Below are 24497 nucleotides of genomic sequence, written 5' to 3'. Positions count from 1 at the left end.
GGGCCGCCGGCCCGGCCGAAGTCGGAGGTAGGCCGATGTTGCCGCTGCAGCCGCTGCCCCTGCTGGTCCTGATTCCCTTCGTCGCCGCGTTCGTCGCCGCCGCGATGCCGGCCGGATCGCGTACCCGCCCCGCGCTGGTCGCGGGCGTGGCCACGCTGGCGTCGCTGGTGCTGGCTGCCGTCCAGTTCGGCCGCATCGAGCGCGGCGAGGTGCTGCGCGCCTATTTCACCTGGGTGCCCGAGTTCGGCCTGGACCTGGCCTGGCGCATGGACGGCCTGGCCTGGCTGTTCTCGATCATGGTGCTGGGCATCGGCCTGCTGGTGACGGTCTATGCGCGCTACTACATGTCGCGGCGCGACCCGGTGGCGCGCTTCTTCGCCTACATGCTGGCCTTCATGGGCTCGATGCTGGGCGTGGTCCTGTCGGGCAACCTGATCCAGCTGGTGGTGTTCTGGGAGCTGACCAGCCTGACCTCGTTCCTGCTGATCGGCTACTGGTCCGAGCGCAACGACGCCCGCCGCGGCGCGCGCATGGCCTTCACCGTCACCACCATGGGCGGCCTGTGCCTGCTGGCCGGGATGCTGATCCTGGGGCACATCGCCGGCAGCTACAAACTCGACGCGGTGCTGGCGGCGGGCGAGCGCATCCGCGCCCACGCGCTATACCTGCCGGCGCTGGTGCTGATCGCGCTGGGGGCGCTGACCAAGAGCGCGCAATTCCCGTTCCACTTCTGGCTGCCGCACGCGATGGCGGCGCCCACGCCGGTCTCGGCCTACCTGCACTCGGCCACGATGGTCAAGGCCGGCGTGTTCCTGCTCATGCGCCTGTGGCCGGTGCTGTCCGGCAGCCACGAATGGACCTGGATCGTCGGCGGCGCCGGCGTCTGCACGCTGCTGCTGGCCTCGTTCTTCGCGATCTTCCAGAACGACATGAAGGGCCTGCTGGCGTATTCCACGATCAGCCACCTGGGCCTGATCACGGTGCTGCTGGGGATCGGCAATCCGCTGTCGGTGGTGGCGGCGATCTTCCACACGATGAACCACGCGGTGTTCAAGGCCTCGCTGTTCATGGCGGTCGGCATCGTCGATCACGAAACCAGCACGCGCGACATGCGCGTGCTGCGCGGCCTGCGCCACGCGATGCCGATCACGGCCGCGCTGGCCGTGGTCGCCAGCGCGGCGATGGCCGGGGTGCCGCTGCTGAACGGCTTCCTGTCCAAGGAAATGTTCTTCGCCGAGGCGGCGCTGGTGGGCGGCGACGACGACTGGTCGATGGCGGTGGCCGCCACGCTGATGGGCATCTTCAGCGTGGCCTATTCGCTGCGCTTCATCAGCGTGTTCTTCGGCCCCCTGGTACAGGACCTGCCGGACCCGCCCAACGAGCCGCCGCACTGGATGCGCTTCCCGATCGAATGCCTGGTGCTGCTGTGCGTGGCCGTGGGCGTGGTGCCGAACCTGGTGGTGGGCGCGGTGCTGGCCGTCGCCGCCCACGCCGTGCTGGGCGCGCGCATGCCGGCCTACGACCTGGCCATCTGGCACGGCTTCAACCTGCCGCTCGTGATGAGCTTCGTGGCGCTGGCCGGCGGCTGGCTGTTCTACCGCTTCCTCAAGCACCGCCACAACCTGCGCGAGCGCAGCGACGTGCCGGTCCTGCACCGCATCAAGGGGGCGCAGGCGTACGAGAACGCGATGCAGGCGATGGGCCTGGCGGCGATCCGCCTGATGCGCTGGACCTCGACCCGGCGCCTGCAGACGCAGCTGCTGGCCGTGATGCTGATGATGACAGGCGTACCGCTGCTGCTGGCCTGGCCGCTGCCCGACATGCCGGTGCTGGACTTCGACGTGGACGCGCTGCCGTTCGCCGTGCTGTGGCTGATCGGCGCTGCCTGCGCGCTGGGCGCCGCGTGGAAGGCCAAGTACCACCGCCTCGCGGCCCTGGTCATGGTGGGCGGCACCGGCATGGTCACCAGCATCACCTTCCTGTGGCTGTCGGCGCCCGACCTGGCGCTGACCCAGCTGATGGTGGAAACGGTGACGACGGTGCTGATCCTGCTCGGCCTGCGCTGGCTGCCGCCGCGCAGGCGCCCGCGCGGCTTCGCGGCGCGCATCCCGCCCAGCGCCTGGGTGCGGCGCGCGCGCGACGTGGCGGCGGCGCTGGGCGGCGGCCTGGGACTGGCCGCCGTCAGCTACGTCGTGCTGATGCGCGCGCCGGGCAGCACGATCAGCGACTTCTACGTGCTGCGCGCGCTGCGCGAGGGCGGCGGCGCCAACGTCGTGAACGTGCTGCTGGTCGACTTCCGCGGCTTCGACACGATGGGCGAGATCACCGTGCTGGGCGCGGTGGCGCTGACCGTGTACGCGCTGCTGCGGCGCTTCCGGCCGGCGCCGGAGAGCGTCGCGATTCCCGTGCAGCAGGCCAGCGACGTCGACCCGGCCGTGAGCCAGACCCCGGAGCGCCAGGCGCAGAACGGCGGCTACCTGGCCGTGCCGGCCGTCTACCTGCGCTTCCTGCTGCCGGTGATGGGGATCATCGCGCTGTACTTCTTCATGCGCGGCCACAACCTGCCGGGCGGCGGCTTCGTCGCCGGCCTGATCTTCGCCACCGCGCTGATCGTCCAGTACATGGTGGCCGGCACGGAATGGGTGGAGGATCATCTGCGCCTGCGCCCGCACAGGTGGATCGCGCTCGGGCTGGTCACCGCCGCCTGCACCGGCATGGGCGCGTGGCTGTTCGGCTATCCCTTCCTCACCAGCCACACGGCCCACGTCACGCTGCCGCTGCTGGGCGAACTGCACGTACCGAGCGCCTTCTTCTTCGACGTCGGCGTGTTCCTGGTGGTGGTGGGCGCGACGATGCTGATCCTGGTGGCGCTGGCGCACCAGTCGCTGCGCAGCCACCGCATGCCGCCCGGCGCCGGCCGCGCCGCCGTCACCCCGCCGCTGCCGCCCGCCAAGGAGATCCACTGATGGAACTCGTGATCGCCATCGCCATCGGCATCGTGTTCGGCTCCGGCATCTGGCTGGTGCTGCGCCCGCGCACCTTCCAGGTGCTGATCGGGCTGATGCTGATGTCCTACGCCGTCAACCTGTTCATCTTCGTCATGGGCCGGCTGTGGGTCGACCGCGTGCCGCTCACGCCCGCCGGCACGCCGCCCGACCCGGCGCTGCTGGCCGACCCGCTGCCGCAGGCGCTGGTGCTGACGGCCATCGTGATCGGCTTCGCCACGACGGCGCTGTACCTGGTGGTGATGATCGGCGCGCGCGGCCTGACCGGCACCGACCACGTCGACGGCAGGGAGCCCGAGGCATGACGGCGCTGCCCTGGATGCAGCACCTGCTGCTCGTCCCGATCCTGCTGCCGCTGCTGTGCGGCGCAGTGCTGGCGCCGCTGACCCAGGGCCGCCACGGCCTCAAGTTCGCGCTCGGCTATGCCTCGGTGCTGGGCATGCTGGCGACGTCGCTGGTGCTGATCGCCATGACCGACGGCGGCTACTGGCAGGATGGCATCGGCGTCTACGTGGCCGCCGACTGGGCGGCGCCGTTCGGCATCGCGCTGGTGGCGGACCGGCTGGCGGCGCTGCTGCTGCTGCTGACGGCCCTACTGGGCCTGGCCGCGCTGCACTTCGCGATGATGCGCTGGAGCCGCATCGGCGTGCACTTCCACACGTTGTTCCAGTTCCTGCTGATGGGCATCAACGGCGCCTTCCTCACGCACGACCTGTTCAACCTGTTCGTGTTCTTCGAGGTGATGCTGGCCGCCTCCTACGGCCTGGTCCTGCACGGCTACAACGCCGAGCGCCTGCGCGCGAGCCTGCAGTACATCGCCGTCAACCTGGCGGCCTCGCTGCTGTTCCTGCTCGGGACCGCGCTGATCTACGCGACCGCCGGCACCCTGAACATGGCCGACCTGGCCGCGCGCATCGCGACGCTGCCGGCGCACGACGCCGGCCTGCTGAAGATCGGCGCGGCGGTACTGGCGCTGGCGTTCCTGATCAAGAGCGCCATGTGGCCGCTGGGCTTCTGGCTGCCGACCACCTACGCCGCCGCCTCGCCGCCGGTGGCGGCGCTGCTGGTGCTGATGACCAAGGTCGGGACCTACGCGATCCTGCGCCTGTGGCTGCTGCTGTTCGCGCCCGGGAACGGGATACTGGGCGGCTTCGGCTACGACGCGCTGCTGTGGGGCGGCATGGTCACCATCGTGTTCGGCACGGCCGGCATGCTGGCCAGCGACGGCGCCGGACGCATGGCCGGCTACGCGGCGACGGTGTCGTCCGGCACGCTGCTGGCGGCGGTCGGCTACGGCCAGGCCTCGCTGGTGACGGCCGCGCTGTACTACCTGGTCGGCTCGACGCTGGCGATCGCCGCGTTCCTGCTGCTGATCGAACTGATCGACCGCATCCGCACCCCGGGCAGCGCCGTGCTGGCCGTGACCATGGAGGCGTGGGCCGTCGAGGACGCGCCGGTGGAGCCGGTCGGGCGCGGCATCCCGGCCGCCATGGCCTTCCTGTCGCTGTCCTTCCTGGCCTGCGCGCTGACGATCGCCGGCCTGCCGCCGCTGTCGGGCTTCGTGGCCAAGTTCGGCCTGTTCCACGCGCTGCTCAACCCCGGCGGCGGCGCGCCGGTGCGCACGGCCGGCTGGGTGCTGATGGCGCTGGTGATCGCATCCGGCCTGGTGGCCGTGCTGTCGATGATGCGCTTCGGCGTGCGCACCTTCTGGGCCAGCGGCGGCGGCGCGCCGCGGCTGCACCGCTCGGAGGTGGTGCCGGTGGCCTTCCTGGTCGGGCTGAGCGTGTTCATGACGGTGCAGGCCAGCCCGATCTTCGCCTTCCTGGGCCGGGCCAGCGCCGGCATCCACCGGCCGGGCGACTACGTGGCGCGGGTGCTGCACGCGCCGGTCGTGGCAGCGCCGGCGCGGGAGGACGCCCGATGAGCTGGCTGCCGTATCCATTCGTGTCGCTCGGTTTGTGCGTGCTGTGGCTGCTGCTCAACCAGACGCTCGCGCCGGCCCACGTGCTGCTGGGCGCCGCCGTCGGCATCGCCGCGCCGCTGCTGGCGCGCGGCCTGCAGCCGCAGGGCTATCCGCGCCTGCGCCGGGCGCGCGTGCTGGCGCGCCTGCTGGCGATGGCCGCGTTCGAGATCGTGCGTTCCTGCTTCGACGTCTGCCGCGTGATCCTGTTCGCCGACTACGCCAAGGTCGATTCGCAGTTCATCCGGGTCCCGCTGACGCTGCGCGACCCCTACGGGCTGGCCGTGCTGTCCTGCCTGATCAACCTGACGCCGGGCACGGTGTGGGTCGAGATCCTGGCGGACGACCACGAACTGGTGCTGCACGTGTTCGACCTGCACGACGCCGACGCCTGGGTCGGGATCATCCAGACCCGCTACGAGCGGCCCCTGATCGAGATCTTTGAAGCGGAGGGAAATCGTGTCGACCTTGCTTGAACTGGCGGCCGTGTACGCGCTCGGGTGCGTGCTCGTGGCCATGCTGCTGTGCACCGCGCGCCTGCTGATGGGACCCTCGGCCCACGACCGCGTGCTGGCGCTGGACACGCTGTGGATGTCCGGCATGGTGCTGGCCCTGGTGCTGGGCATCTGCTCCAGCAGCCAGGTGTACTTCGAGGCGGCGATGCTGATCGCGCTGCTGGGTTTCGTGTCGACGGTCGCGCTGGCGAAGTTCCTGATGCGCGGGGAGATCATCGAATGAGCACGCTGGACACCATCCCCGACTGGGCCGCCGCCATCGTCGCGCTGCTGCTGGTGCTGGGCGCGAGCGTCGTGCTGCTGGGCGCGCTGGGCCTGCTGCGCCTGCGCACCTTCTACCAGCGCATCCACGGTCCGGCGATCACGATCACGCTGGGCACCGGCAGCATCCTGCTGGCCTCGATGGTGTACTTCACGGCCTCGCAATCGCGCCTGGTCGTGCACGAGCTGATCATCGCTGCCTTCATCATGCTGACGGCGCCGGTGGTGTCGATGCTGATCATGCGCGCGGCGGTGTACCGCGACCTGCGCGCTGGCCGGCGCGAATCGGGCGTGACGGCCGGGAAGGTCTACCGCCTGCCCGGCGACGAGTAGCGGGTCAGACCCCGCGCCCGCGCATCGCCCGTTCGATCTTCTGGTCGGTCTTGAACTGGCTGAGGGAGTAGACCGCCCAGATCGTGGCGGGCAGCCAGCCGATCAGGGTGACCTGGAGGATCAGGCAAATGATGCCGGCCAGCGGACGGCCGATCGTGAAGAAGGTCAGCCAGGGCAGGATCAGGGCAATGATGAGTCGCATCGAGGGTCGGCTTCCGGTTGCGCGGGCCGGGAGGGCACCGCATTGTTTGCGTTGTGGAAAGTATAATACGAAGGATTCCGTGTTGGCGAGCGATGATTGCCATGTGCTGCGGCAATAGGCGATAACAGATTTCTCTAAAATTCATCGATATTCGCGCATATTCATCTTTCAAGTCTTGCATGAATCGCCAAGAATACGACTTTTCCATGACATCCAGGAAAGGTTGCGATGACTTTTGGCGAACGACTCAAGCAGGCCAGGACCGATAAAGGACTCACCCAGCCGCAGCTCGCGCAACTGGCGGGCATCGAACAGTCCTACCTGTCCAAGCTGGAAAACGACAAATCGGTGCCGTCGGCGGAGATGTTCTCGACCATCCTGGCGGGGCTCGGGATGGACGAGGCGACCTTCCTGAAGGACGTCGGCGACGACGCGCTGGCCACGACCTTGCGCCACATCCCGGCGGTTGCCCGATTCAGCAACGACGTGGCGGCGGCGCAGGCCGGCGATACCCGGCGCTGGCTGTACGGTTCGGCGCTGGCCTGGATCGTCGGCTTCGCGCTGATGCTGGCGGCGAACGACGGTATCTTCTTTTCCAACAGGCTGTACCGCTACCAGTCGCCCGGCGTCGTGCGCCCCGGCGAGGCGGAAAACATCTTCGGCAAGTACCGCGAAATCCTGGCCAACCGGATGATGGCCAAGACCATCACGCCGGAAGAGATGGCGAAGGAAGTCGAGGCGTTCCAGACGAACCGCGACCGGCCGGCGGTCGTGGAATGGCCGGCGAGCCGCGGCACGACCTATGTCGAAGCCGTGGAGGGCGGGCACCGGCGCTACGACCTGGTGCACACGGAAATCCAGCAGGCGTCCGGCAACCGCATCCTGCAATACGTCGGCGCGATCGTGCTGTTTTCCGGGTTCGTCGGCCTGTTCATCGAATGGCGGCTGCGCCGCATGAAAACCAGGCGCCGTTGATCCATCACCCGAAAGGAAGACCATGTCCCAGTTCCGCACCTTCTGCGCCGGCGCCACCACCATGGCCGCCGCGCTCGCCGCCGTTCTCGTCCTGACGGGCGCCAAGAGTCCCGCGCGCCACGAGACCTTCGACGAGATCACCGTCGGCCGCATCAACATCGTCGAGCCGGACGGCACCAAACGCATCATCCTGTCCAGCAAGGCCCGCTTCCCCGGCGATTTCCAGCAGGGCAAGGAACGGGCGCGTCCCGACCGCGATTCCTTCGCCGGCATGTTGTTCATCAACGAGGAGGGCACGGAAAACGGCGGCCTGATCCAGAAAGGCAGCATCGGCGCGGACGGCAGGATCGAATCCGGCCTGTCGCTGACTTTCGACCGCTTCCGCCAGGACCAGGCGCTCCAGCTGATCAACAACGACGGCGCCGGCCACCAGATGACTGGCATCCGCATCAACGACGTGCCGAGCTTCGCGGTGACGTCGATGGACGACATCCGCCGCTTCGGCGAAGAAAGCGGCGCGCTGCCGCAGGACGGGCAGCAGGCCTACTGGAACAAGCTGGCCGAGGCGGGGCGCCTGAGCCAGAACCGCATCTGGCTCGGCAATACCGGCGACAAGGGCTCGGCCCTGCAATTGAAGGATGCGCGCGGACGCACCCGCATGATGCTGCTGGTGTCGGCCGACGGCAAGGCGGAGATCCGCATGCTGGACGAGCAGGGCAAGGTCAGCAAGTCGATCACGCCGGCGTCGAGGGACTGAGTACCGGGGCGGCGGCGTCGGCGCCGCGGCGCCGCCAGAACGGTTCGTGCGCATGGTGTTGCACGGCCGCGTAGGTCGCGTCGAGATGCCGCCGATAGCGGGCCTGCACCGCGCGCATCTCGTCGAGATACCGCGCCCTCGCATCCGCGCTGCCGCCGAGGGTCGCGGCGATCGCCCGGGCGGCGCTCTCGGCCGTCGCCAGCGCATTGAACATCCCTTGCGACGCCACCGGGTCGAAGGCCAGCATGGCGTCGCCGACCGCGAAGAAGCCCGCGGGCAGGGCGGCAATGGCAGAGGGATCCAGTCCGCCGCCGCCGGCCGGTTGCGCGTGGACGGCAAAATCCGTCGTCGCGGGCCGGATGCCGGCCAGCAGCGCGTGGCGCTGCGCCCTGGCGAGCAGGCGCGCCGGGTCGCGCAGCGTCTTCAGGTCGGGATCGTCGCTGTCGAGGTGGAAGGCCAGCACCCGCTGCCCGGACGGCACGCGCACGCTGTACCACCAGCCGTTGGTATCGGCGCAGATGCGGGTCAGCTGGTCTTGGTCGCCTGCATCCGCCGGCAGGTGCGCGTACAGGCAGACCAGCCGGTCCTGGCCGTGCCGGGCCAGGCCGAGCTGGCGGGCCACGCTCATGCTGCGCCCGCTGGCATCGACCAGTATTGGCGCGCGGTGGGTGTGCAGCGAGGGGGCCGCGCCATCGGGGCCGGGACGCTCGACGTCGACGCGCCAGCGCCCGCCGTCGTGCGCCACGGTCGATTGCCGCACGTCGCCCGCCAGCACCGCGCCCGCCGCGACAGCGGCCTCGCGCAGGAAGGCATCGAAGCGCGCACGGTCCAGGTGCCAGCCCGGGCCGTGGGGATCGCGCACGCCGTCGAACCACGCCGGCGTGTCCTGCTCCCACTGCGAGACGGCCGCGCCGCGCTGTGCATGACCCTGCGCGAGGAAGCCGTCGTGGATGCCCAGGCGCTGCAGCAGCACGCGGGCCGCCCCGGGGAGCGACTCGCCGATGCGCGGCGCCGCGGCGGCCCGCGCCGGCGCACGGTCCAGCAGCAGCACGCGATGGCGGGGGCGCAGGCGCCGCGCCAGCGCCGCGCCGGCCGGCCCGGCGCCCACGACGATCGCATCCCACTCCTGCGCCGCGTCCGGTGGCGGACGGACGTTCACTCCGGACGATGCGGCGTGCCGCGCCGCGCGACCTGGCGCATCTGGCTGTCGGTGGCCGCGCGCTCGTCGTCGGTGAACGCCTGGCCGCCGCAATCCTCGACCTGCATCACGGGCGGGAAGTCCGGGTCGTCGGCGATGCCCTCGCGGACCACGACGATGCCCTGGCGGTCGAAGTGGTTGACCATCGCCTGCAGCTGCTGCATGTAGCCGGGGCCGAGCGTGCGGTCCCAGTCGGCGCGGTCGTTGAACGCGGCCAGCCGTTCGGCGCGCGGCAGCTCCTCGTCCATCACCTTGGCGTAGTTCTCGGCGCTGAGCACCTGGTTCGGCACCCGCGCCGGCCAGAAGGTCGGCAGGTAGGGATCGTACTGTGTGTCGTAGCCGGAGCGGCAGCTGGCGGTGTCGGTCTGCCAGGGGATCGCCATCCAGCGCGTGATCGAACCCGCGAACTGGCCGTACAGCGGCCCGTCGAACGAACAGGCTTCCGCCGGCGTCAGCGTCTTGCCGTAGTCCGGCTCCGGATTGTCGGCGGCGCGGTGGCGCCAGCGATAGGGCTCGCTGTACATCGAGGCGTGGCGCACCGGCCAGGTCATCTCGCAGCCGGGGTGGAAGGCATCGGCCAGGCAGAATTCCAGCGCGGCGCGGTCCAGCATGGCCGGTTGTTCTTCCAGCGGCACGGCGGCGATGTCGCGGGGTGCGTCGTCGCCGGCGTCGGGATCGTAGTCGGCGATGAACTCGCCCAGCGCCCAGCGCTCGAGCATGGCCAGCTGCGTGGTGGTCAGCGCATTCATGGCGCGCGGGATCGGCGGCATCGGCACGTCCATCGCATCGCCGTACACCCACGGCCAGGGCTTCATCGACGCATCCTGGTACTGGGGATTGCGGAACGCATTGGCGACGGTGCGGCGCAACTGCGCGTACGTGTCGCCCTTCTGCGCGAGCTTGCGCAGGTAGTCCGGCGCCAGGAAATCCTGGGGCATGCCGTGGCCGAACGCGGCCGCGAAGCCGGCGTTCATCCACTGCAGGTCGCACAGGGCCTTGAAGATGGGCAGCAGGTCGTTCCTGAAGGACGGCCGCGTCGGCACCGGCAGTTGTCCGGACTGGATCGCGACGTCGGTCATCAGGGCGTACATGGTGCGCACCGATTTCTGCTGCGGTCCGTAGTTGGGCGGCGCCACCACCACCCATGCCGGCGCGACGCGCAGTTCGCGTCCGCCCACGCGCACGCGGGCGGTCACCGGGCCGTCGCTGGTATCGTCGTACCAGCCGTCGTTGTTGGCGAACGTGGTCGGGGCGCTGGCGTCGACCGACGCCGACTTGCCGTAGCCGCCGAATACCCGCAGGCGGCCCTGCGCATCGGTGCGCAATTCGCCCAGCGGCACGGGAATGCCCATGAAGCTGCCGCCGTCGAAATGGTATTCCGGGCCGGACTCGCCCGGTTCGCCGATGCTGCGCGGGCCGGGCACGATCGACAGCGTGCCGCGTTCCGGCAGCAGCACTTTCGCATTGCGCCGGGTGGACGGCGTCGTGGTGGTCGCTTCGGGAATGTCGAGCGCCAGCTCGAAGTTGTACCAGGCCGCCTTGTGGTTGGCCAGCTCGACCGTCCATTCGATGTCGACGCCATGCTCCATGCCCAGTTCGCAGACCACGCGTCCCTGGGCGTCGTAGCCGTAGATGCGGAATTCCGCCACTTCGCGCTTGAGTGCGCCTTCCTTGTCCCGGTAGAAATCGGCAGCCTTCGGTGCCGGCTCGGTTACCTGGGGACCGACGTAGAATCCGTCTTCCTTCTTCGAATTGCCGACCCGCGCGATGCCGATCGACGGGTGGATTTTCGCGTAGGCGATTTGTTCGACAAGTTTGCTTTCGCTGCTCACGACGGCCCTTTCAGGTAAAGGAGTGATGCCGGAATGTGTCGCGCATCCTATGATGCGCGACATATTTATACAGTCCGGAAACTTCTCGGTGTCCTGTCAGAGTGAAGAGGTGTTGCCTGTTAGTACATTCTGTTACCAGGAGTATTGGTGCTAGGGCCGGGTGCGCAGCAGGTCGGCGATTTCGCCCAGCTTCGACTCGATCGAACGCAGCACGGCGAGCTGGGCGTCGTCTTCGCGCCGTTGCGGCGCGTCGCGCAGGGCGTCGCGCGCCCGCAGGATGCGCGCGCGGAACGCCTGGGCGTCGACGATGCCGGTCAGGTGCATGTCGGCGGCCTGTCCGGCGCTGTGCCCGGCCGTCTCGAACTTCAGGGTGCTCAGGTGGAAGTGGCGCAGGATCGGGCCTTCGATGAAGGTGACGTCCTGGATGTTCTCGAGCGGGATCGTTTTCTCGGTCGTGACCAGGATGCCCTTGCGAAAGCGCAGGTGGCGCTCGCCCAGCTGGCATTCGAGTCGCTCGAAATAATGCTGCGCCCACCAGCGGCCGACGCCCAGGAACCAGGCCAGCGCCAGCGGAATGCCGACGATCGTGCAGGCCATCGTGAGGCCGATCTTCAGCACCAGGAAGGGCTTGATCAGCGGGTTGAAGCGGGCGCGCAGGGGGATGGGATCGGGCGACATGGCATCGAGGGGAGTCGGGACGTGCACCAGTGTATGCCAGTTTCTGCAAGTAAATCCAGTACGGGTGCCGCGGTGATTTTGTGCGCGTTTTGCGGGGGGGCGGATGCGGTAGACTTGGTTCCCCCCAACGGCATGGAACAAGGCAAGGCATGGCATCGAGACTGGAGCGGCAATGGTGGTTCATCGCCCCGACGAGCGCGCTGGCGGCAGTGGTCACCACCGTCGTGATGGACCAGGCGACCATCGCGCATCCCTACAACGCGGCGCAATGGCTGCTGTACGTCCTGTGCTTTACCGGCGTGCAGCGCGCCGCCTCGCTCGCCGGGTGGCTGCTCGTGCTGGCGCTGGCGCCGTCGAACAAGCTGCTGGAGCGGACCAGGTAGGCGGTCGCGACCGGTACCGGCGTTCTGCCGGCGGCACCGTCTTGTCCTGCATGACGTCGTACCGGCCCGTCACCCGATGCGGGCCGCCGGTCGCTGGCCTGGACGAACGCTGGCGCGATGCGTGCGCACGGGCGCCAACCTGCGCTGACGTCAAGGTGATGACAGGAAATTTCAATATATACATTGAAATGAAAGGTTCTTTCAACGGCGGAAACGCACGTCTTCCTGCACGACGGGGGCGTCGGCGCGGGCCTTTTCCTGTTTGCTCTTTTTCGGTTTCTTGGGCTTCTTGACGACCTGGCCGCCGGCGTTCGTCTGCGGCACGCGGTGCTCGGCCTCGAAGCCGGCTTCTTCCTGGCGCGGCAGGACCTGGCCGGTCAGCGCCTCGATCGCGGCCAGCAGCTGGACCTCGTCGGCGCACACCAGCGACACCGCCTCGCCCGAGGCGCCGGCGCGGCCGGTGCGGCCGGTGCGGTGGACGTAGTCCTCGGCCACGATCGGCAGGTCGACGTTGACGACCACGGGCAGCTCGTCGATGTCCAGGCCGCGCGCGGCGACGTCGGTCGCCACCAGGATGCGGACCTCGCCCGCCTTGAAGCGCTCAAGCGCGCGCAGGCGCGCCGGCTGCGGCTTGTCGCCGTGGATCGCGTCGCTGGCCAGGCCCTTCGCGTCGAGCAGGCCGACCAGCTCGTCGACGCCCTTGCGGGTCTTGACGAAGGCCAGTACCTGGCCCCAGCCGTGGCGCGCGAGCAGGTGCAGGAACAGTTCCGGCTTGCGCTTCTTGTCGACCGGGACGATCCATTGGCGGATCGCCCTTACCGTCGTGTTGCGCGGCGTCGCCTCGATGTTCACCGGGTCGTGCAGCAGCTTGCCGGCCAGCGCGCGGATCGGATCCGAGAACGTCGCCGAGAACAGCAGCGTCTGGCGCTTGTCCGGCAGCAGCGCCATCAGCTTGTCGATGTCGCGCGAAAAGCCCAGGTCGAGCATGCGGTCGGCCTCGTCCAGCACCAGCGCCTGCACCCGGTCGAAGCGCACGGCGTTCTGGCGCTGCAGGTCGAGCAGACGGCCCGGCGTGGCCACCATCAGGTCGACGCCCTTGCGCAGGCGCATCATCTGCGGATTGATGCTGACCCCGCCATAGGCAACCATCGTGCGCAGCGGCAGGCCGGCGCCATAAGCGCGCACGCTTTCATGGACCTGTTCGGCCAGTTCGCGCGTCGGCACCAGCACGAGGGCGCGCACGCTGTTGCTGGCGACCTGGCCGCCGTCCATGACGAGGCGTTGCAGCAGCGGCAGGGTGAAGCCGGCGGTCTTGCCGGTGCCGGTCTGGGCGGCGGCCATCACGTCGCGTCCCGCGAGGACGGCCGGGATCGCCTGGGCCTGGACGGCGGTGGGCGTGTGGTAGTGCAGTGCGGCGAGTGTGCGCGTGATCTGGTCGATCAGGCCGAGCGAGGCAAACGACATGGGAGAAGGGTACCGTGCAAAAGGCGACAGTGTACCGTGCCGCGCGCCGGGCGTGCCAGGCGCGTGTGGAAGAGGGCGGCCTGGCTCGGGTCGCCTGGATCAGGCCGCCTGAGCGACCACGGCGCCCGGATCGACGGTGGGCTTGACCGGCTCGCGCCGGTCCTGGCACGCCACCAGCAGCAGGCAGGCTGCCGCCAGTACGCTCCAGCGCAACGGATGCTTGTTCATGATCGATGCCTCCTGGAGGGACATCGTAGTCGAACGGCGCGGACGGCGGCGCGCCGCAGCGCGCCGCGGGTTCAGAACGCGTAGCTGACGCTGGCGCGCAGGACCGGATACACCTTCAGGTCGTCGAAGTCTTCCTGCAGCTTGACGCGCTCGACCTCGATGTTCTTGGCCAGCGTGGCGCAGCCGGTGGTGCCGAGCGTGCAGCTCCAGTTGACCAGCTTGACGTTCGGGTTGCCCATGTAGAACACGCCGATGTCGCTGTTGAAGCTCCAGCCGCGGCCGTTCTTCGCGCCGGCCAGCGGGTTGCCCCAGCCGATGCCGATGTAGGGCGCCGCCTTGCGGTAGTCGACCGTGCCGTTCAGGCCGCCGATGTTCGCCGTCGTGTAGCCGGTGCCGTTCAGCGCGAAGGTGCCGTTGGCGTTCGGCTTGGCATGGGCGTCCAGGCGGTTGCCGTTGTACAGCACGCCGCCGGTGACGTGGAAGCTGCTGCCTTCGCGCAGGTACCAGTCGAACAGGATGTCGACCGACTGCAGCTTGCCGTCGACGTCGTAGGCGACGCTGCCCGAGGTCTTGCTGAAGTCGTGCTTGAAATAGTTGATGCCGAAACGGCCGTTCAGGTAGGTCTCCATCGGCACCACGAGGTGGGCGCCCACGCCGGTCGTGCCGAGGTCCGCGGTAATGCCGACCTGGGCGCTGGCGCCGGCCGACAACAGGAGCGCGGCACCCGCCAGCGCGATTTGTTTTGCAAACATTGTTGTTTCCGAAGGTGAAAGCGGCGATTGTAGCCGTCGCCGTTCGCCCCCGCCCAGCATGGGATGATGATCTGTTGCTTTCTTGCACGCGCCACGTTCAGCCGGCGCGCGACAGCGCCTTCGCCCCGGCGTCGTCCGCGTGCGCCTCGCCCGGCCGCGCCTTGCCGGCGCGCGCGCCGATGACGGCGTTGAAGGCGCGCGGCGCCACCCGCATCGCGCCGTGGTAGACGGCGACCAGGATGCCGATCGTCAGCACCGGCCCGAGGAACCAGAACGCCTCGTAGGGAATCGGCACCGTGCGGCGCAGGTGGACGTAGCCCCAGTACAGCAGTTCCTGCAGCGGCGCGTGGGCCACGAACACGAAGAAGCTGTACTTGCTCATGCGTAGCGCCAGCGGCCACAGGGCGGTGCCGCGCAGCAGCGCGACGGCCGGCCAGATCAGGAAGGGCGCCGTGTAGACGAGGAAGGTGTTGTCGTCGATGCGCAGCGCGGGCAACGCGGCGCACAGCAGGACCAGCAGCACCGCCGCGGGCACGGCCAGGCGGTCGGCCGCCAGCAGGTCGCGGTCCGCCAGCGCCAGCCAGCCGCCGATGGCGAACATGACGGCGCTGCTGTCGCGCCGGATCAGCCAGCCGTCGAAGCCGCAGCCGAACACCAGCGCCACCAGCAGCACGCCGACCAACGGCCGCCGGCGCAGGAACCAGCCGAGCAGCGGGGCCAGGGCGATCAGCACCATCAGGTCGCGCAGGAAGTAAAGCGGGTAGTTGAAGGGCACCGCCTTGACGCCGAACAGCGCATTGATCCAGTCGCGCGGCGCCACCCCGACCAGGTCGCGCATGAAGACGAGGTCGAAGCGCGCCTGGATCGCCGCCGCCATCAGCGCCAGGGCCACGTTGAAGACCAGGAAGGGGATGCCGATCGTGCGCGCCTTCTTGCGGTAGAGCTTGCCCGGCACGAGGTCGAGGCCGGCGCGATACAGCAGGAAGCCGGCGATCAGCGTCAGCGTCGGGACGGTGCCGCGGAACAGGCCGAGCTGGAAGAAGCCGGACAGGTAGTCGAACCAGCCGTGGCCCAGCAGGCTGGCCTGGTCCACCTGGCCCGGCACGTGCAGGAACACCACGCCGAAGATCAGCAGCGGGCGCAGCACGGCGATGCGGTTTGCGGTTTCCCTGTCGATAGTCATCCTGCGGATGGTAGCCGCGACGTGGGCCGGGCGCGCGCACGCTACGTGGCGGATACACCCGATAAAGCGGAGCAACGGGCGCGCCGCATTGGTAACAGCGTGCCCGACAATGTAAGGATGTGTTGCAACGAACGGAACTGTAATATTCCATGCGATAAACTCGACACACTTCCAGCTTTCCTACCAGAGGCAACCATGAAATCCATCGTCCTCGGTCTCGCGCTGTGCGCGTCCGCCCTCCCGGCCCAGGCCCAGACCAACGTCAGCGTCAGCATCGGCCAGCCCGGCTTCTACGGCCGCATCGACGTCGGCGACTTCGCGCCGCAGCCGGTGCTGTACGCGCCGCGCCCGGTCATCATCGCGCCGGCCCCGAACTACGTCGCCGAACCGATCTACCTGCGCGTGCCGGTCGACCATCGGCGCCACTGGTCGCGCTACTGCGGCCGCTACGGCGCCTGCGGCCGTCCGGTGCTGTTCGTGCGCGACGACTGGTACCGCAACACCTACGTGCCGCGCTGGCGCGAGCACTACCACGGCCGCCCGGTGCGCGTGGTCGAGCGCGTCGAGTACCGCGACTACGGTCCGCGTCCGCACCACGGCCCGCACGGCGGCTGGGACCGCGGGCCGCACCACGGCGGTCCGCGCCACGACGGGCCGCCCCATGGCGGTCCCGGCCATGGTGGTCCCGGCCACGGCGGCCCGGGTCATGGCGGCCCCGGCCACGGTGGACCCGGCCGCGGCCACGACCGCTGACGGCACGGCGGTACCAGCCGTTTCGCGCGCCCCGTAGTACACTGCCCCGGTCGGTCCGGCGGGCGCACCCGCGCCCGGGACACGCCAGGTGCGGGAGGAAGCGTTGCAGAGCGAGATCGTGATCGTGGGGGGCGGGGCGGGCGGCCTGGAACTGGCCTGCAAGCTGGGACGCAGGCTCGGGCCCGGCAAGGTCATGCTGGTGGACAGCCGCCAGTATCACGTGTGGAAGCCGTCGCTGCACGAGGTGGCGGCCGGCACGCTGGACATCCACCAGGAAGGCCTGTCGTACCAGATGCTGGCCCACGATCGCGGTTTCACCTTCGTCTACGGCGCCATGACGGGGCTCGACGCCGCCGCCAGGACGCTGACGGTCGGCGCCGTGACGGCCGCCGCCGACGGCGAGGAAGTCCTGCCCGAGCGGCGCATCGGCTACCGCGCGCTGGTGATCGCGGTGGGCAGCACGTCGAACTACTTCGGCGTGCCGGGCGCGCGCGAGCACACCATTTCCCTGAACGCCACCGAGGACGCCGAGCGCTTCCGCCTGCGCCTGCTGCGCCTGCTCGCCCAGGCCGAACGCAACAAGGAAGACGGCCAGGGTGGCGGGCCGGGCGGCCTGGACATCGTCATCATCGGCGGCGGCGCCACCGGCGTCGAGCTGGCGGCGGAATTGCGCGAAGCCTCCGGCGCCTACGCCGCCTACGGTTTCAACCGCCTGCAGGTGCAGCGCGACGTGCGCATCACGCTGCTGGAGGGCGCGCCGCGCATCCTGGCGCCGCTGCCCGAACGCGTTTCCGCCGCCGCGGCGCGCCTGCTCGAACAGCGCGCGATCCGCGTGGTGGCCGACTGCCGCGTCGACGGCATCGCGCGCGACCACGTCAGCGACAACAAGGGCAACGTCTATCCGGCCGACCTGTGCGTGTGGGCGGCCGGCATCCGCGCCCCGGAATTCCTCGCCACGCTGGGCCTGCCCACGGCCAAGGGCGGCCAGGTCGAGGTCGACGCGCACCTGCGCGTGCCCGGCGTCGCCGACGTGTACGCGCTGGGCGACTGCGCCGCCTGCACCGACGGCGCGGGCAAGCCGGTCCCGCCGCGCGCCCAGGCCGCGCACCAGCAGGCCGACTACCTGTTGAAGATGTTCATGAACATGGCGGCGGGCCAACCGCCGCCGAAGCAGCCCTACGTCTACCGCGACTACGGCTCGCTGGTGTCGATCGGCCACCAGACGACGGTCGGCAGCCTGATGGGGTCGCTGCGCGGCGCCAGCTGGTTCGTCGAGGGGATGATGGCGCGCATGTTCTACCTGAGCCTGCACCTGCTGCACCACAAGGCGGTGCTGGGCACGATGCGCACCGGGTTGATGGCGCTGGGGCGGTTCCTGATCCGGCGCACGACGCCGCTCGTCAAGCTGCACTGACGTGGCGTGCCGCTGCGGTGACGCCCGGTCGTGCCGGCCGTCTTCGGGGCCGGCCGCGGGCATGCACGCGGCACGCGGCACGCGGCACGCGCGGGCATTGCCATGGAGGGTGGCGCTGCCGACCCGACGGTCGGCCGCGGTGCGGGTGACGTCAACCCTGCTGTTTCGGGAAGACCAGCGTCAACGCCGCGCCCTTGCCGTCCGGCGCCGGGCCCAGCGTGAGCGTGCCGCCCAGCATGCGCGCCCGTTCGCGCAGCAGGCGCAGGCCGTGGCGGCCGGCGGGCAGCGGCGCGTCCGGGGCCGCGCCCGCGCCGTCGTCGCGCACCGTCAGCATGGCCTGTTCGCCGTCGTCGTCGAGGATCACGTCGACCGCCGTCGCCTGCGCGTGCGCCAGCACGTTGCGCAAGCCTTCCTCGGCGCAGCGCAGCAGGGCCACGCCCTGGGCGCGCGAATAGGCGGGATCCTCGTCGGGCAGGCTGATGCGCGCCTTGATGCCGTGTTCGCGGCCCCAGTCGCTCACCAGTTCCGCGATCGCCGCCTTCGGGCCGAGGAATTCGAGCTTGTCGTTCCACAGCGCCAGCTGCATCTTGCGGTTGGTTTCGATGATGGTGTTCAGCAACTGCTTCATCTGGCCCGCGCGGTCGCGCTGCGGCTGCTCGTGCAGGTGCTGGGTCAGCAGCCCCAGGTGCATCGTCAACGCCGTCATCGACGAGCCCAGGCTGTCGTGCAGGCGCCGCGCCAGCAGGCGCCGCTCCTCGTCCCAGCACGTGGTCAGGTGAGCCAGCAGTTCGGTCAGCTCGGCGGCGCGGGCCGCCGGGTCGTCCTGCTCGGGGGCGGATTGTTGGGATGCCGGAACTTTCATGAAAGCAACCAAATTATGTTTCCTTGGATGATACAACAGCTGGCCGGGAGGCGGCGCGCAGGAATCGACTGTGTGTTGCCGAACCGTCAGCGCCGGCGTTTTGGTGGATGCTGGGGACTCCATCAGCCCCACACTGAAAGGGAACTACCATGCCAAGCAAGCAAACCAACGCCGGCCGTACCCGCGCCGCCGCCATGCCCGGCGTCCAGGACGCCGTCTCCATGCTGATCGAGGACCACCGCGAGGTGTCCGACATGTTCGAGCAGTTCGACCAGCTCGGCGACCGCGCCAAGGTGGCCAAGGAAAAACTCAAGGACAAGATCTGCAAGGCCCTGATCGCCCACACGACGATCGAGGAGGAAATCTTCTACCCGGCCGTGCGCGAGGCGATCAAGGATGCCGAGGACATGGTCGACGAAGCCGTCGTCGAGCACGCCTCGGCCAAGGACCTGATCCGCCAGCTGCAGGAAATGAAGCCGGAAGACGACCTGTACGATGCCAAGGTCAAGGTGCTGGGCGAGCAGATCGACCACCACGTCGAGGAAGAAGAGGAAGAGATGTTCCCGAAGGCCCGCAAGAGCGGCCTCGACCTGGTGGCGCTGGGCCAGGAAATGGCCATGCGCAAGCAGGAACTGCTGGCCACGCTGTAAGGCCGCTCAGGCCGCCGGCGCGGGCAGGCCCTGCGCCGCGGCCGGCGTTGCGGCGGCATCGAGCTGCGCCAGCAGGCCGTCCAGGTCCACCGGCTTGACCAGGTGCAGGTCGAAGCCGGCTTCCAGCACGCGTCGCTGGTCCTCGGCCAGGCCGTAGCCGGTGAGGGCGATCAGCCGGATGTGCCGGGTCGCCTCGTCGCGGCGCAGGCGCCGCGCCACTTCGTAGCCGTCGATGCCGGGCAGGCCGATGTCGACCAGGGCCACCGTCGGCCGCTCGGCCAGCGCCACCCGCACTCCCTCGATGCCGTCGGCGGCCTGCAGCACCGGATAGCCGAAGGAGCCGAGCATGGTCGCCATCATCTCGCGGCCGTCGTCGTTGTCCTCGATCAGCAGCACGGTCGGCTTGCCGTCCGGCGCCGCATCGTGGTGCGCCGGCGCGTGCGTGCCGTCCTGCGCCTCGGCGCGCGGCAGGCGGATCTCGAACGTGCTGCCGCCGCTGGTGCCGGGGCTGCTGGCGCTGACGCTGCCGCCATGCAGCTCCACCAGGCGGCGCACCAGCGACAGGCCGATTCCCAGGCCCCCCTGCGAGCGGTCGATCGAGATGGTGCCCTGCACGAACACGTCGAACACGTGCGGCAGCAGGTCGGGCGCGATGCCCACGCCCGAGTCGCGCACGCGCAGCACGACGTCGTCGCCGTCGTGCACGATGCCGATCTCGATGCGGCCGCCGGCCGGCGTGTACTTCAGGGCATTGTCGATCAGGTTGCTGGCGATCTGTTCCAGCCGGGTGGCGTCGCCGTCGACCCAGCCGGCCTGCAACTGCGTCTCGATGCCGTAGCCGGACGTGCGCCCGGTGGCGCGGAAGGTGTCGAGGCAACTCGAAACGAGCGCGGCCATGTCCAGGCGCTTGCGCGACAGCAGGATCTTGCCCGACATCGCGCGCGACAGGTCGAGCAGGTCGTCGACGATGCGCGACAGGTGCTGGCTCTGGCGCTGGATGATCAGGCGCGCGCGCGCCAGCGACTCGGCGTTGGCGCCCGCCATGCCGAGCAGCGCGGCGGCGCTGCTGATCGCCGACAGCGGATTGCGCAACTCGTGGCCCAGCATGGCCAGGAACTCGTCCTTGGCGCTGCTCTTGCGCTCGGCGGCGCGGCGTTCTTCCATCTCGCGCACCAGGCGCTTGTTGGTGGCGGTCAGCTCGGTGGTGCGCTGCGACAGCTTTTCGGCCTGGCGCTTGAGCTGCTCGTTCTTGGTGGCCAGCGTCACGAACACCTGCACCTTGGCGCGCAGCACCTGCGGGATCACGGGCGTGAACATGAAGTCGGCGGCGCCGCGCTGGTAGGCCTTCAGGCGGTCGATCTCGTCGGCCAGGAAGGCCGTCACGAAGATGATCGGGATGTCGGCCGAGCGCGGCCGCTGGTGGATCGCCTCGGCGGTCTCGAAGCCGTCCATGCCGGGCATGTTGACGTCGAGCAGGATCACGGCGAAGTCGTGGCGCAGGACCTCGCGCAGCGCGTCCTGGCCCGAGCGCGCCGACAAGACCTCGTAGTTGCTGTCGTCGGCCCATTGTTCCAGCAGGCTGGTCAGGGCCAGCAGGCTGGCGGCATCGTCGTTGACGACGAGGATCTTTGGCTTATGAAAATCGGACACGGCGTTCGACCAAGGGTGTCAGTTCACGCATTCGCAATCTTCCCAGCATAGCGGAAGACACGGCTTTGCAAATTATTTGTTAAGTATTGTTGCAATTAGTCATGATACCACGGCCTGATCAATACAAAAGAATCAATCGTGCGGGGGACGTGCCCGGGCGGCGTGGAACGGCATGGTACGGTGCCGCACATACATTCCGCAATCCCGCATGCGATAGTGGCAACGTGTCTGGTTCAACCGTGTCAATGGAAGACAGGCGCCAACTTGAAAGGACAGACATGAATATTCAAATCATCGTAAACGACCAATACCACGACAAATGCTTCCGCGAACTGGCCAAGGAGCCGGTCACGGCGCTGCGCGGGGTCACCCAGCAGCAGGCCGACGCGCTGCAGCAGGCGTTCGGCATCACCAGCATCAGCGACCTGGCCGACCTCGAACTCGTGCGCTGGGCGCGGGCGATCCGCACCATGGCGACCGCCGAATCGGAGCCGCGCGACGCGGCGGCCAAGGAAAGCCTGATCGACGACGCCGTCGAGATGACGTTCCCGGCCAGCGATCCGGTGGCCATCGAATCCAGCATCACCCGCATCGAAGTGGCGCCGGACAAGGTGGACGCCAGCGGCGACCACCAGGCGGCATCGTCCATCGAAGCCAGCAACGAGCAGGCCATGGGCGAGCGCGCCCTCGGTCCGGGCGGAGAAAGGAAGGCCGGCACCGCCTGATTTCCCTGCGATCGCCTCACGCCCGCCGCCGGCAGTTCCGGGCGCGGCGGGTTTCTCCTGATGTATCACCCCCACCCTTGCGGTCCATGTCCCGGCCTGCGCCGGGGCGACGCTCTTGCCGCCAACCGCGCTGTCCTCCTGCGACAGCGCAATACGTTAGCCTGCATCGGCTTTCCCGGCGCCGCGCGGCCACGCCATGCGGGAACTTCGGCCGTCTTGCGCAATCCTAACGGGACCACAGGCATTCGACGAGCGAGCAGACCGTGCGATTCGGCCCCTGGCAGGACGATGTCATTGCGCGCCATCCCGGCATCGCGCCGGGCGACGGCGGCCGCGCCGCGGACCATGGCGCAGGTGTGGGCGATGTGGCGGCGCCGCTCGTCGATCCGCGCCTGCTGGAGCGCGCCGGCAAGATCCTGTTCGTCGCCCACCTGGCGCTCGGCGACTTCACCTACCTGAAAGCCTGCTTCGAGGCCTTCGCGCGGGCCTGGCCGCACCTGAAGATCCACCTGTGGGTCGACGAACGCCGCCGCACCCGCCGCGCCGCGGCGTGGGAGCACCTGCGCAAGTACGCGCTGTACGACTGGCTGGCGGCCTGCCCGTATTTCGACAGGGTGTACCGGGAGACCTACAGCCCGGCGCTGCTGGCGCGCTCGATCGCGCAGGCGCGCGCCGAATCCTACCCCGTCGTGGTGTCGCTGGCGGAACTGGAACGGCACCGCTATGCGCGACTGGCGCGCAAGCTGAGCCCGGACGGCTTCGTGGTCGGCCAGAAGAAGCGGGTGCGCCCCTACGACCTGTACAAGCGCCTGTGCTACCGCCACCTCGATGCCTGGATTGCGGCCCGCCCGCGCGCGCAGCAGCCCGTGCAGCACATCAGCGACATCTATGCCGGCTGGTTCGCGCAGTTGTTCGGCCTGCAGATCGCGCCGGCGGCGCGCTACCCGGTGCTCGCCATTCCCGCCACCTGGACGCGCTGGGCGCGCGACCAGTGCGCCGCCTGGGGGATGGGGGGCGCGGACCGCGCGGACGGGGCGGTGGCCAGGCTGGTGTTCCTGAACGCGTTCGCGAAATCGGTCGAGCGCAGCTGGCCGCTGGAACGCACCATCGAACTGATCCACGCCATGCGCGAGCGCGACGGATGGCGCGACGCCGGCGTCATCGTCAACGTCGTGCCGGAAGCCATGGCGCGGGCGCGCGCGCTGTTCGCCGGCCGCGCGCTCGGCCCGACGCAACTCTTCAGCGCCCAGGACAACTTCTTCCAGCTGCCGGCCATCCTCGCCCGGTGCGACCTGGCGATATCGGTCGAAACGGCGGTGATGCACCTGGCGAACGCCGTGCACGTGCCGGTGATCGCCCTGATGCGCCGGAAGACGCCGGAATGGGCGCCGATCGACCGCGCCCGCAGCACCGTCATCACGGTCCCCGGGCGCAACGACTGGGTCGAGCGCATCGGCGTGGCCGACGTGCTGGCGGCGCTGCCGCCGGGGCGCTGACCTGGCCGGCCGGCGCGCACCGGCCGGCGCCCGTCAATCCAGCGCGACCTCGCGCCGTTCCTGCGCGCTCAGGCGGCCCGCGTCGAGCAGGCGCATGACGGCCAGCGCCTGCTCCGGCGGGACCGGATTCGGTCCCTTGCCGAGGATCGCATCGCGCACGCGGCGGTAGTATTCCGGGTAGGCGCCGTCGGGGCACGGAACGGCGGTGGCGCGCAGCGCGCCGTCCTGCTCGATCGTGGCCACGCCGTCGTCGGCGTCGACGCCCCAGCGCGCGCCCTCCTGCGGCAGGCGCCCGGCCTTCAGCGCATCCTCCTGCGGATCCAGCCCCTGCTTGACGTAGCTGCCGCGCAGGCCGTGCAGGACCACGCGCGGACGCGGCGCGGCCGCCAGCATGCTGGCGCCGAGGTCCACGCGCAGCCCGTCGGCGTAGCGCAGGCGCGCGCTGAAGCCGTCGTCGGCGCGCGCGCCCGGACGCAGCGTCTCGATATCGGCCTGGATCGCCAGCGGCATGCCGAAGTACAGCAGCGCCTCGTCGATCAGGTGCGGACCGAGGTCCAGCCAGATCCCGCCACCGGCGCTGCCGTCCTCGCGCCAGCGCGCGCGCGGCTGCGGGCGGAAGCGGTCGAAGTGCAGGGCGGCGCGGCGCACCGCGCCCAGCCGGCCGGACGCCAGCATCGCCTGCGCGGCCAGCGTGCTGCTGTCCCAGCGCCGGTTGTGGAACACGCTCAGCACCTGTCCGGGGCGGACCAGGCGCGCCAGGTCCCGCGCGGCGGCGGCGTCCAGCGCGAACGGCTTGTCGACGACGACGTGCTTGCGGGCCGCCAGCGCGGTGCGGGCCAGGTCGGCGTGGGTGGCGTTGGGGCTGGCGATGACGAGCAGGTCGACGCCGTCGTGCGCGGCGAGCGCGCGGGCATCGTCCAGCACTGTCACGTCCCCGCCCAGCGCGGCGTGCACGCGCGCCGGGTCGCGGCTGGACACGGCGGCGATCCGCAGGCCGGGCGTGGTGCGGAGCAGGGGAGCGTGGAAGGTCTGGCCGGCATAGCCGAAGCCGGCCAGGCCGACGCGGATCGTGGTGGTTTCCATCGGAGTTTCCGTGATGTGACAGCCGCTATTGTTGCAGGTTTTTGCGCGGTTTGTCGTGGATGATCCGGTTTTGTCGTGATCGCACGCGAATACGTGCGCATCGGCGCCGTCCCGGGGTGCAGCCGGCGCGGTATCGGC

Annotated in this window: 25 protein-coding genes; 14 read left to right on the top strand and 11 right to left on the bottom strand. The window is 69.6% G+C overall.

The features are described from left to right. Positions 1–35: 35 nt before the first annotated feature. The 6 genes from QZ749_RS13525 to mnhG are packed head-to-tail and all read left to right on the top strand — an operon-like array spanning position 36 to position 6074. A complete protein-coding gene (locus tag QZ749_RS13525; RefSeq protein ID WP_296947710.1) occupies positions 36–2966 on the top strand; it encodes a monovalent cation/H+ antiporter subunit A in 2931 nt (976 codons plus the stop codon). Beyond that, positions 2966–3310, top strand: coding sequence for a Na+/H+ antiporter subunit C (locus QZ749_RS13520; protein ID WP_296947707.1), 345 nt, complete (start codon positions 2966–2968; stop codon positions 3308–3310). The genes QZ749_RS13525 and QZ749_RS13520 overlap by 1 nt, the downstream gene beginning before the upstream one ends. After that, positions 3307–4929, top strand: a complete 1623-nt coding sequence (locus QZ749_RS13515; RefSeq protein WP_296947704.1) for a monovalent cation/H+ antiporter subunit D — start codon at positions 3307–3309, stop codon at positions 4927–4929. The genes QZ749_RS13520 and QZ749_RS13515 overlap by 4 nt, the downstream gene beginning before the upstream one ends. Then, entirely contained in the window at positions 4926–5441 is a 516-nt protein-coding gene (locus QZ749_RS13510; protein ID WP_296947701.1) for a Na+/H+ antiporter subunit E, read from the top strand. The genes QZ749_RS13515 and QZ749_RS13510 overlap by 4 nt, the downstream gene beginning before the upstream one ends. Next, the gene (locus tag QZ749_RS13505) at positions 5425–5703 is read left to right on the top strand and encodes a K+/H+ antiporter subunit F (RefSeq protein ID WP_296947697.1); all 279 of its coding nucleotides are present in this window, start codon (positions 5425–5427) and stop codon (positions 5701–5703) included. Before QZ749_RS13510 ends, QZ749_RS13505 begins: the two co-directional genes overlap by 17 nt. After that, positions 5700–6074: a monovalent cation/H(+) antiporter subunit G gene (mnhG, locus tag QZ749_RS13500; RefSeq protein ID WP_296947695.1), complete on the top strand. Its 375-nt coding sequence runs from the start codon at positions 5700–5702 to the stop codon at positions 6072–6074. The genes QZ749_RS13505 and mnhG overlap by 4 nt, the downstream gene beginning before the upstream one ends. A 4-nt stretch (positions 6075–6078) precedes the next feature. On the opposite strand, the gene QZ749_RS13495 is transcribed toward mnhG, so the two are convergent. Then, positions 6079–6276, bottom strand: coding sequence for a YqaE/Pmp3 family membrane protein (locus QZ749_RS13495; RefSeq protein ID WP_296947693.1), 198 nt, complete (start codon positions 6274–6276; stop codon positions 6079–6081). Between the two features lie 228 nt (positions 6277–6504). Here QZ749_RS13495 and QZ749_RS13490 point away from each other — a divergent pair, with 228 nt between their 5' ends. Together QZ749_RS13490 and QZ749_RS13485 are read left to right on the top strand one after the other, a co-directional pair. Further along, positions 6505–7251, top strand: coding sequence for a helix-turn-helix domain-containing protein (locus QZ749_RS13490; RefSeq protein ID WP_296947690.1), 747 nt, complete (start codon positions 6505–6507; stop codon positions 7249–7251). Between the two features lie 22 nt (positions 7252–7273). Continuing rightward, positions 7274–8008, top strand: coding sequence for a hypothetical protein (locus tag QZ749_RS13485; RefSeq protein WP_296947687.1), 735 nt, complete (start codon positions 7274–7276; stop codon positions 8006–8008). Here QZ749_RS13485 and QZ749_RS13480 read toward each other — a convergent pair. The 3 genes from QZ749_RS13480 to QZ749_RS13470 form a co-directional block, all read right to left on the bottom strand. Beyond that, positions 7986–9167 (bottom strand): NAD(P)/FAD-dependent oxidoreductase, encoded by a 1182-nt coding sequence (locus QZ749_RS13480; protein ID WP_296947685.1) that lies wholly within the window; start codon positions 9165–9167, stop codon positions 7986–7988. The genes QZ749_RS13485 and QZ749_RS13480 overlap by 23 nt on opposite strands. Next, complete coding sequence (locus QZ749_RS13475) at positions 9164–11038, bottom strand: LodA/GoxA family CTQ-dependent oxidase (protein ID WP_296947683.1); 1875 nt, start codon at positions 11036–11038, stop codon at positions 9164–9166. Before QZ749_RS13475 ends, QZ749_RS13480 begins: the two co-directional genes overlap by 4 nt. A gap of 150 nt (positions 11039–11188) precedes the next feature. Beyond that, positions 11189–11716: a PH domain-containing protein gene (locus QZ749_RS13470; RefSeq protein ID WP_296947681.1), complete on the bottom strand. Its 528-nt coding sequence runs from the start codon at positions 11714–11716 to the stop codon at positions 11189–11191. Positions 11717–11865: 149 nt separating this feature from the next. On the opposite strand from QZ749_RS13470, the gene QZ749_RS13465 reads away from it, so the two are divergent. Further along, on the top strand, positions 11866–12099 hold the full coding sequence (locus tag QZ749_RS13465; protein ID WP_296947678.1) for a hypothetical protein: 234 nt from the start codon (positions 11866–11868) through the stop codon (positions 12097–12099). Between the two features lie 201 nt (positions 12100–12300). Here the strand turns inward: QZ749_RS13465 and QZ749_RS13460 are convergent, their stop codons facing one another. The 4 genes from QZ749_RS13460 to QZ749_RS13445 all read right to left on the bottom strand — a co-directional run bounded on the left by QZ749_RS13460 (position 12301) and on the right by QZ749_RS13445 (position 15726). Then, the gene (locus tag QZ749_RS13460; RefSeq protein WP_296947676.1) at positions 12301–13563 is read right to left on the bottom strand and encodes a DEAD/DEAH box helicase; all 1263 of its coding nucleotides are present in this window, start codon (positions 13561–13563) and stop codon (positions 12301–12303) included. Positions 13564–13662: 99 nt separating this feature from the next. Next, positions 13663–13791, bottom strand: coding sequence for a hypothetical protein (locus QZ749_RS13455; protein WP_296947674.1), 129 nt, complete (start codon positions 13789–13791; stop codon positions 13663–13665). Positions 13792–13862: 71 nt separating this feature from the next. Continuing rightward, positions 13863–14543 carry a hypothetical protein gene (locus tag QZ749_RS13450; protein WP_296947671.1) on the bottom strand — a complete coding sequence of 227 codons (681 nt, stop codon included), beginning with the start codon at positions 14541–14543 and terminating at the stop codon, positions 13863–13865. 97 nt (positions 14544–14640) lie between these two features. Continuing rightward, entirely contained in the window at positions 14641–15726 is a 1086-nt protein-coding gene (locus tag QZ749_RS13445) for an acyltransferase (protein ID WP_296947668.1), read from the bottom strand. A 195-nt stretch (positions 15727–15921) separates the two neighbouring features. Here QZ749_RS13445 and QZ749_RS13440 point away from each other — a divergent pair, with 195 nt between their 5' ends. Together QZ749_RS13440 and QZ749_RS13435 are read left to right on the top strand one after the other, a co-directional pair. Continuing rightward, positions 15922–16479, top strand: a complete 558-nt coding sequence (locus QZ749_RS13440; protein WP_296947665.1) for a hypothetical protein — start codon at positions 15922–15924, stop codon at positions 16477–16479. A gap of 103 nt (positions 16480–16582) precedes the next feature. After that, on the top strand, positions 16583–17893 hold the full coding sequence (locus tag QZ749_RS13435; protein WP_296947663.1) for an NAD(P)/FAD-dependent oxidoreductase: 1311 nt from the start codon (positions 16583–16585) through the stop codon (positions 17891–17893). Between the two features lie 151 nt (positions 17894–18044). On the opposite strand, the gene QZ749_RS13430 is transcribed toward QZ749_RS13435, so the two are convergent. Next, a complete protein-coding gene (locus tag QZ749_RS13430) occupies positions 18045–18755 on the bottom strand; it encodes a sensor histidine kinase (protein ID WP_296947661.1) in 711 nt (236 codons plus the stop codon). Between the two features lie 149 nt (positions 18756–18904). Between QZ749_RS13430 and QZ749_RS13425 the strand changes: the two genes are divergently transcribed. Further along, complete coding sequence (locus tag QZ749_RS13425) at positions 18905–19405, top strand: hemerythrin domain-containing protein (RefSeq protein WP_296947659.1); 501 nt, start codon at positions 18905–18907, stop codon at positions 19403–19405. A 6-nt stretch (positions 19406–19411) separates the two neighbouring features. Here QZ749_RS13425 and QZ749_RS13420 read toward each other — a convergent pair whose 3' ends face one another. Further along, positions 19412–21055 (bottom strand): response regulator, encoded by a 1644-nt coding sequence (locus QZ749_RS13420; RefSeq protein ID WP_296947658.1) that lies wholly within the window; start codon positions 21053–21055, stop codon positions 19412–19414. Positions 21056–21333: 278 nt separating this feature from the next. On the opposite strand from QZ749_RS13420, the gene QZ749_RS13415 reads away from it, so the two are divergent. Beyond that, positions 21334–21780: a hypothetical protein gene (locus QZ749_RS13415; RefSeq protein ID WP_296947656.1), complete on the top strand. Its 447-nt coding sequence runs from the start codon at positions 21334–21336 to the stop codon at positions 21778–21780. A gap of 263 nt (positions 21781–22043) precedes the next feature. Then, complete coding sequence (locus QZ749_RS13410) at positions 22044–23276, top strand: glycosyltransferase family 9 protein (RefSeq protein WP_307726664.1); 1233 nt, start codon at positions 22044–22046, stop codon at positions 23274–23276. A gap of 33 nt (positions 23277–23309) precedes the next feature. Here QZ749_RS13410 and QZ749_RS13405 read toward each other — a convergent pair whose 3' ends face one another. Then, positions 23310–24359, bottom strand: coding sequence for an oxidoreductase (locus QZ749_RS13405; protein WP_296947655.1), 1050 nt, complete (start codon positions 24357–24359; stop codon positions 23310–23312). Between the last annotated feature and the right edge of the window lie 138 nt (positions 24360–24497).

It is taken from the genome of uncultured Massilia sp. (genome assembly GCF_913773735.1).
GTDB lineage: Bacteria > Pseudomonadota > Gammaproteobacteria > Burkholderiales > Burkholderiaceae_D > Telluria.
The sequence above is the reverse complement of the archived record's forward strand: the minus strand, read 5'-3'. Positions and strand labels throughout refer to the sequence as shown.